Source organism: Photorhabdus bodei, assembly GCF_003287735.1.
Classification (GTDB): Bacteria; Pseudomonadota; Gammaproteobacteria; order Enterobacterales; family Enterobacteriaceae; genus Photorhabdus; species Photorhabdus kayaii.
In genome coordinates this window covers 1-7,760 of record NZ_NSCM01000077.1, presented here as the reverse complement: position 1 = coordinate 7,760, position 7,760 = coordinate 1, and the positions used below count along the sequence as shown (strand labels likewise).

6 protein-coding genes and 2 pseudogenes are annotated in these 7,760 nt (G+C 47.9%); 6 read left to right on the top strand and 2 right to left on the bottom strand.

Features of this window, described 5'->3' with window-relative positions:
* A pseudogene (locus tag CKY02_RS21930) lies at positions 1-116 on the top strand (IS630 family transposase); the annotation flags it as partial.
* Positions 117-285: 169 nt separating this feature from the next.
* Here the strand turns inward: CKY02_RS21930 and CKY02_RS21925 are convergent.
* The gene (locus CKY02_RS21925; RefSeq protein ID WP_112896892.1) at positions 286-3,321 is read right to left on the bottom strand and encodes a Tn3 family transposase; all 3,036 of its coding nucleotides are present in this window, start codon (positions 3,319-3,321) and stop codon (positions 286-288) included.
* A 149-nt stretch (positions 3,322-3,470) separates the two neighbouring features.
* Here CKY02_RS21925 and CKY02_RS21920 point away from each other — a divergent pair, with 149 nt between their 5' ends.
* The 5 genes from CKY02_RS21920 (at position 3,471) to CKY02_RS21900 (ending at position 7,128) form a co-directional block, all read left to right on the top strand.
* Positions 3,471-4,097 (top strand): recombinase family protein, encoded by a 627-nt coding sequence (locus CKY02_RS21920; protein WP_112896893.1) that lies wholly within the window; start codon positions 3,471-3,473, stop codon positions 4,095-4,097.
* A 152-nt stretch (positions 4,098-4,249) separates the two neighbouring features.
* Positions 4,250-4,522 (top strand): arylsulfatase regulator, encoded by a 273-nt coding sequence (locus CKY02_RS21915; RefSeq protein ID WP_112896891.1) that lies wholly within the window; start codon positions 4,250-4,252, stop codon positions 4,520-4,522.
* 211 nt (positions 4,523-4,733) lie between these two features.
* Entirely contained in the window at positions 4,734-5,219 is a 486-nt protein-coding gene (locus tag CKY02_RS21910; protein WP_112896890.1) for a toll/interleukin-1 receptor domain-containing protein, read from the top strand.
* A gap of 24 nt (positions 5,220-5,243) precedes the next feature.
* Positions 5,244-6,677, top strand: coding sequence for an SIR2 family protein (locus CKY02_RS21905; protein WP_112896889.1), 1,434 nt, complete (start codon positions 5,244-5,246; stop codon positions 6,675-6,677).
* A gap of 10 nt (positions 6,678-6,687) precedes the next feature.
* Complete coding sequence (locus CKY02_RS21900) at positions 6,688-7,128, top strand: TIR domain-containing protein (RefSeq protein ID WP_112896888.1); 441 nt, start codon at positions 6,688-6,690, stop codon at positions 7,126-7,128.
* A 477-nt stretch (positions 7,129-7,605) separates the two neighbouring features.
* Here the strand turns inward: CKY02_RS21900 and CKY02_RS21895 are convergent.
* Positions 7,606-7,760, bottom strand: a pseudogene (locus CKY02_RS21895) (IS630 family transposase); the annotation flags it as partial.

The following is a 7,760-nucleotide window of genomic DNA, read 5'->3' as shown; positions in this document are numbered from 1 at the left end:
TGTTCAGGCAGGCAATACATCGCTTTTTTACGGAAATATTACCGGAACTTGCCGGGAACCTGTCGTGCCGTATTAATGACAACTTCCAGGTTCTGAATCCTGCATCTTCAAGTTAAACGGGTATATTACCTTTGAAAATTAATTCCCCGATATATTACATGGACTTTACATACCACAATAACTCACCAGAATATTAATATATCCATATTATAAGTAAGTCATTAATGAGACATATCTAAAAAAATCACAATAAGGGGTTCTACGCCGGAACCGCCGAAATTTCCGTTATCCCAGTTTTAAACCGGCTACCAATGTATCCAGGTCAATAAGTTCATTGCTGTTCTGGAAGGTATAATGTCCGTTCAGCAAAATGTGCTGCCAGGCCACTGGTGATATCTCAATGCCCTTTTCATTACCTTCTGTTTCCAGTCGTTCCAGCAAACGCGACAGGATCGCGGAGTTGTAATAAACGATCGCGTTGGAGATCAAGCGCCCGCACTGATTACTTATCTCTGTTTCAATGTCGTTTTTTCCGGTTAACTCTTTCTTTCCTCCGACTTTGGCCACTGCGGCACGTAGCTGATGATAAGATTCAATTCGGTTCTGGGAACGTCGAATATTACGTTCCAGTTGCGGATCGCGCAGATACTTCAGCGTATAAATGCTGTGAATCAGCCGGTCATATTCAAATACCGCCTGTCTTGTCGGGTTGGCTGTTGTATATGTACATAACTTACGGATCAACGTTCCCTGCGTCATTTCCTTCAGTCCCAGCGTGGCAACGATGCGATCGAGATTGCTTTTTTCCCGGGAGATAAGCTCCAGATCAATCTGACCGGCTGGCTGAATCAGGCATTTTTTATAAGCCGACAGTTCCCTGGTGCAGTACAGCTCCTGTAACTGCCTGTTCAGGTCAGTAAAATGAGGCTCAAAACGAAGACCAAACCAGTGCAGTATCGCAAAATTCGCCTTGTTAATACTGTGCATATCTCCGGTGATAGCAACAGGTTTTACTACAGAGGTGTTGCGGTACCAGATATCAAAAACGTGATGTCCTTCGTAATCATTTGTACCAATCAGGTATCCGTTGATCGGAATGTGGTTACACAGCAAGGTGTAGGCCACCAGGCCTTTACCGCGACCGAAGTATTTACGTGAGTGTCGGGCTTTCACTGTTGGTCGTTCAACGCCAAATTTCTGGCCATCCACAGCGCCGTAAAGGGTATCCGGCTCAAACGAATAGAGTGGAAAAACGGGCAGCTTCTCTATGGCATCAGTGATGCAGTCATTGGCTGCGAGCAGTGATGCCAGACGAAGGTACTGTTCGTACGTGCTTTCCAGCACATGGAATGAAATATCGCTGGTTCGCGCCATGACATGGTTGCCATGATTCATTGCCTGAGCAACGATTACCGCCATCAGGCTGTCTGCATCAGCTTCTTTTTTGGCATAACGGGGTTGTAACGGCTTCATGACAGAGAGGAACCGACACTGTTCGTTAACAAAGCGGAAAACGTCCGTAACATCACAGAATGGCAGTTGCCCGTAAAAACGCCGGTTCTGTTCCTTATAACGACTGACTACCGATTTATGCCAGTTCAGTTTCCTCGTTTCTGTATCGTATTCCAGATGCTTCAGCTTTCCCTGCTTCAGCTCACGGTTAAACGCTTTCCATTGTCGGTGCAGTTCGCCTGACAGTGCCTTTAACTGTGCTTTTATGGGCTTTTGCAGAAAGGAAATGTTCATTTCAGCCAGCACCGCAGACTGTTCTCCTTCTGCGACCAGTTCATCTGAAAGATGGCGGTGCCGGAGACTGTCATTAAGGTAAAATTCTCCGGACAGGAAGCGTTTTCTTATCTGTCGGTAAAGCCAGAATTCATAACGCCCTGCATTCAGGCCAACAACCTCACCGTCCTCACCAAATTCCAGCAGGTACGGACGCAGCCGCGAGGGTAGTGTCTCCGGCGGGCATTCCTCCAGAGGGCGCTGAGAAAGTGTCTGCTTTTTGCTGAACACCATTCTGAGCCAGTTTAGCGCCTTAACCCACGGGCTGTCCTGGACCATACTGGTGAGATCGAGTGACAGATATAATGGTCTCAGGTTACGCCGGATTAATGCCGTCATACCATCCACAGCCTGCCATTGCATCGCAAGTTTACTGACGGGTTTCACACTCATGCGCTGTGCTGTACTTTTCAGTGCTTCCCGGGGCATGATTTTCCAGGCTCGCTGGCGAACTTCACCAAAGGTGGTGGGGTCAGGGACACTGTCATCAACATAAAGCGACAGCAGGCGACCGATTTTAGACGTTTCGCGACGGTGTTTTTCCTGTACGTCAGCCAGAAGTTTTTTGGCCATGTTGCGGCTTTCATCCTCAAGCTGTTTCATATGGAAAAACATCGCATCCACCAGGTTGTCGCTGAACTGTCGATAACGAATCCATGCATAGCACAACAGGTAAAGGCGGGTCTGTCCGGGTTTCAGATTGCGAAGATCGTAAACAGTATAGAAATTTGCCAGGCTGGCATAGTACAACAGGTTTTGCTGGGAAATATTCAGTACCGGCAGGATTTCACAGGCTTTGCGGTGCAGTGACTCCAGAATAGCCCTCTTTTCCCGTTCATTGCTCATCTGACGCCAGCCAAAGTCTCGCGCATCCTGTCTGAGAACCGCGAGCCGGGAAAGGGTGTCATCACGTTCAATCAGCTTGTCCAGCTCAGCAATGGTCGAGTCATCAAGTTGTTCTGACAGAATACGCTCCAGCCGCTGCCGTTCATCAGAAAGAACCCGGCTCACCAGGTCCTGGAGCGTGGTGTAGCCGGGCCTGATGATTTTATGCGCGTTGAGCCAGATAATCAGCTCCGTGGCGACAAAGCCGGGTGTTATATCACGGCGAACAATGTGGATGGCCTGCTCTTCGAGCTGTGAAGACAGAGCAGATGACCAGGAACAATAACCGTACAGTGCACAAATTTTTTCCCGCTGGGCATAGCGTTCATGCTTAGTGGGAAACAGGTCCGGAAGAGACTCCCCATGAAAATAACGGCGCAGGATAAAATCGCAGTCATCCTTAACATCCTTCCACCCAAAGCGAAAAAACAGGTGTTTGGCTTTAAAGTAAGCGATCTGGAGGATGCAATAAATTTGAGCATGAAATCCCCGGCGGCTACAGGCCAGCGCCAGTTCAGATTCATCCAGAGCCAGGAATTCCAGCCGTTGTGCGTCATCGAAATCAGGGAGACCATACAATGCTTCCTGTTCGGCATTATTTAAAACCGCCAGTCGTTCACTTTTGCCAGTTGCTTTGCCACGAGTTGTCATACTGATCCCGAACTGAACATGTCCGTAAGAGGATCGCCCAACGGACAGTAAAAATGCATTTTTACGCTTCAGAGAAAATCATTGCTGACGTTGTCTCATATAACTGGTACGGTATCAATCTCTTTCATGGCCCCTTAAACGTACACTTTATGACTGAAATACGCATTGGCTATGCCCGCTGCTCCACTGACAAACAGGACTTGACCGTCCAGCAGGAGGCGCTGGTGAAACTCGGTGTCTCTCCGGATCGGATTTACATTGATAAGGGGCTAACCGGATCAAACCGGCAGAGACCCGGCCTGAACCAAGCGCTGGCAGCGGTTCGTAGTGGTGACACGTTCGTCGTCCCCAAGCTTGACCGCTTGGCTCGCTCAGTACCTGATGCCCGGGAGATTGCCGATACGCTTCAGGCCAGAGGGGTGAAACTGGCGCTGGGAACCAGCCTCTACGATCCGGTAGACCCGTTGGGGAAGATGTTTTTCAACGTTCTGGCCACTTTTGCTGAGTTCGAGGGAGACCTGATACGCCTGCGTACCCGGGAAGGTATGGCTATTGCGCGGGCAAAGGGAAAACTACGGGGAAAACAGCCAAAATTGTCTGATAAACAACAAAAAGAGCTGTACCGGATGCATGAAACCGGACAGTACTCTATCAGCGATCTGGCTGAGTTATTTTCAATTTCACGACCAACGGTCTACCGGACACTGTCACGTAATTCTACGGAAGACGGACAAACGGTGACGGGGGTTCTGGTCCGTCTGAATAAAAAACGGTGACTGTTCATACCGAAAGCGGTTCCCGCTGGAATGTTGCGCCACAGTTGTTGGCCAGGGTTAAACGCCAGTTGGGCTCTGAAACCCGGCCAGCAGATAACACTGTCGAAAAAAGCTTCATTAAGGTCTGAAACCACAAATTTCCGGGGATAAAAATGATTGACCTGACCGCAGAACAGCGACAATTAGCGAAAATAGTTCATGAGTATGCCAGCCGGTTTCCTCTAACAGAGGATGGTGATGCGCAATTATTGCAGGGCTGTTACGACTACATGGAGGCGTTTAAAAGGGTTATGGACAGCACATCAAAAGTGCAGATTGACTATATCTGCCAGCAATATCCAGGGTATTTTCGCTTTGCGAAATGGATGGAGTGGCTGGCACAGGGGATTGCTGATGGCGTTATCGAGGTTCCGAAAGATCACTAAAAGTCGTAGGCCGCAAAATTTTGGCGGCTTCCCGCTTACAACCCCAGTGCAGTGGTGGCAAACTCTATGTGACTCGGATAAATCTGACAGTGAGGACAGAGGCTTTCTTCAGAAACGTGGCAAGGCCATGTTGACTTGGCTCAATGTGGGTACATCTAATATAGTGCTAACGTGTTGTTATATTATGTAAAAATAAAGGTAAGGATTACTAATGGCGATTCGTCAGTCAGACATTCTTAACGCAGGCCAACGAGGGCAATTTACCAAGCGATTTGGGCAGCCTACAGCCTTTCTGAGCCACAGCCATAAAGACGCGCAACTAGCACTAGGTCTACAGGCATTGCTGAATGATCAAGGGTGGGATGTCTACATCGACTGGCTAGATCAAACTATGCCCGACAAGCCGGACACCGAGACTGCCCTCAATATTAAATCAGCCATTGTGCGCGCCGATTGGTTTCTTTTTCTTGCGACACAGCATTCGATGACATCACGCTGGTGTCCTTGGGAAATAGGTTTTGCTGATGGTAAAAAGGTCTATGACCGCATCGCTATTATTCCCACGCAGGACAATCAGGGCCATTTTTATGGTAACGAATATCTAAATCTCTATAACAAAATCGATGTATCTTCTGGCCATACTGGCCTTGCATTTTTCGACACTCGCGGCAATGGTAAATGGGTGCGTAATCTTTAATTCCAATCAGGAGGGTACCGAAGCATGAAAAGAGAAATCCTGCGTCTCATAGACAGCCTATCTAAGGAGCTAGCTGAAGGAAATCTGGCAGTTTTTGCAGGTGCAGGTTTGTCCAGAACAGCAGGCTTTGTGGATTGGAAGTCCTTGCTGAAGCCAATTGCTGATGATCTGGATCTTGATGTTGAGAGGGAATGGGATCTGGTTACCTTGGCGCAATACCACGCTAATGCCAATGCGACCAACCGCTCAAAGCTGAATCAGATACTGGTCACTGAATTCTCGTCGGGCGTAGCACCGACTGAAAATCACGAGATCCTCGCTAGGCTACCAATTCAGACCTATTGGACAACAAACTACGACAAACTCATCGAGAACGCCCTCGAGCGAAATGGAAAAGTTCCTGATGTTAAGTACACCAACAAGCAGCTGGCTACGACCCGTCCCAAACGCGATGCAGTGGTTTACAAGATGCATGGGGATGTTGATCACGCATCCGAGGCGGTGCTAATCCGTGATGACTATGAACGCTATCATGTAAAGATGCAGCCGTTCATCACTGCACTCAGCGGTGACCTGATAGCTAAAACCTTTCTGTTTCTGGGCTTCAGTTTCACGGATCCCAACCTTGAGTACATCCTAAGTCGAGTTCGAATTCAGTTCGCGCAGGATCAACGCCAACACTACTGCATCCTTCGTAAGGCCAGCAGGCTGGAAGGCGAGGATTTGGCCGAATTTGAATATCGTCAGCGCAAAGAAGACCTCTTCAAACACGAACTTCTACGGGTTGGGATCAAGGCTGTATACGTTGATGAGTTCTCAGAGATCACCGACATTCTGAGAGAGATTGAACGTCGTCACAAACGTAAAACCATTTTTATCTCTGGTGCAGCTCATGACTACTGCCCCTGGACCGAATCCGAGGCGGGACAGTTTGTTTACAAACTAAGTAAGGCGATCAGCAAGGAGCAGTACCGGGTTATTTCTGGGTTTGGCTTAGGGGTTGGCAGTGCTGTTATCTCTGGTGTACTCGAACAAACCATCATGAATGGTGGTCGCCTCGATAGCGATCAATTAGTTCTGCGCCCTTTTCCTCAGAGCCAATCTGGCGAACGCTCACTACCTGAGCTCTGGACAGAGTACCGCCGCAACATGCTCGCTCACGCAGGCGTAGCACTCTTTCTATTCGGCAACAAGTTGGACAGTTCTGGAGCTGTGGTGCCATCCAGCGGTATGCGTGAAGAGTTTGATATTGCAGTTGCTAACGGTCTTTTCGTCATCCCTGTTGGTATTACCGGCTCAATCTCTGCTGACCTGTGGAAAGAACTAATTATAACGTACGACGAATCGAAGCATGAGCAAGGTAAGAATATCACCCCTCTGCTTCACGAGTTGGGCACCCAAGGTACTGATCTGGAACGTGCTCACGACATCATCCTGTCTCTCCTTCCCCTCATTTAAGGACAAAATCATGGCAAGAAAAGTATTTTTCAGTTTCCAGTACGAAGACGTACAACGTGCGATGAATGTACGAAACAGCAACGTAATCGCTTCCGATACCAAAGTGGGTTTCATCGATAAAGCTGATTTCGAAGAGGTTGAGCGTAAGGGCGATGTGGCTATCAAGAAATGGATAAACGATCAGCTTCACGGTACTAGCGTCACTGTAGTTCTTATTGGAGCCACAACCAATAAGAGTAAATGGGTAAAGTATGAGATAGAGCAAAGCGTTGAGCGCGGCAATGGCATCTTAACCATCGATATCAGCAAAATCGCAGATCTCAAAGGGAACACTACCGATTGCTGTTCGCTTCGTGTTCCTGGCACCACCCACTATCTATGGAACAAAGAAAATGGTCGAGAAAACTTAGGTAAGTGGGTTGAAGCTGCAGCGAAGGCAGTCGGCAAATAATAAACGTTCCCCCTTTATTCCAAAAAAATTAACGCTGTGGATCTTTGTACGCTCTTTTAGGGTTCTATTAATGCCACCTGCAATGCGGGTGGTTTTTTTCGGAATGCTGCAGGTAACCTTAGGTGAAAACACACCGCTTTTCGTGTCAGCCCGGCCGGAATTAGTCACTCCTGCACTACGCAATTTGGATGTGTTCTGCATACCTGAACATCGAGTTCATATGCGCTAACAGGGAAAGAGCCGCGTTGAGAGAGTCCATCAGACACCTCTGGACCACTTAATCAAGAAATGCTGCTCGAAGGTAGATACATGGTGCGAATTGTCGGGTTGAAACAGAAGTAACGGAAATTTCGGCGGTTCCGGCGTAGAACCCCAATAATATAAAAACTATAGCAGAGACACAGTTCGTTTCAATATCCTTCCTCAATGAAATCACTATTATTTAAGCGTTAATGAAATTATATGAGATATACCCGCTTAACTTGAAGATGCAGGATTCAGAACCTGGAAGTTGTCATTAATACGGCACGACAGGTTCCCGGCAAGTTCCGGTAATATTTCCGTAAAAAAACGATGGATTGCCTGCCTGAACAAGGTCGTCGAAGCGAAATAATGGTTATTCCTGACCTGTT

What these genes read in the sequence shown, in the direction of transcription:
- CKY02_RS21910 (WP_112896890.1), top strand. Translation starts at nt 4,734, where the DNA reads ATGGCGATTCGTCAGTCAGACATTCTTAACGCAGGCCAACGAGGGCAA.
- CKY02_RS21920 (WP_112896893.1), top strand. Translation starts at nt 3,471, where the DNA reads ATGACTGAAATACGCATTGGCTATGCCCGCTGCTCCACTGACAAACAG.
- CKY02_RS21905 (WP_112896889.1), top strand. Translation starts at nt 5,244, where the DNA reads ATGAAAAGAGAAATCCTGCGTCTCATAGACAGCCTATCTAAGGAGCTA.
- CKY02_RS21915 (WP_112896891.1), top strand. Translation starts at nt 4,250, where the DNA reads ATGATTGACCTGACCGCAGAACAGCGACAATTAGCGAAAATAGTTCAT.
- CKY02_RS21900 (WP_112896888.1), top strand. Translation starts at nt 6,688, where the DNA reads ATGGCAAGAAAAGTATTTTTCAGTTTCCAGTACGAAGACGTACAACGT.
- CKY02_RS21925 (WP_112896892.1), bottom strand. Translation starts at nt 3,321, where the DNA reads ATGACAACTCGTGGCAAAGCAACTGGCAAAAGTGAACGACTGGCGGTT.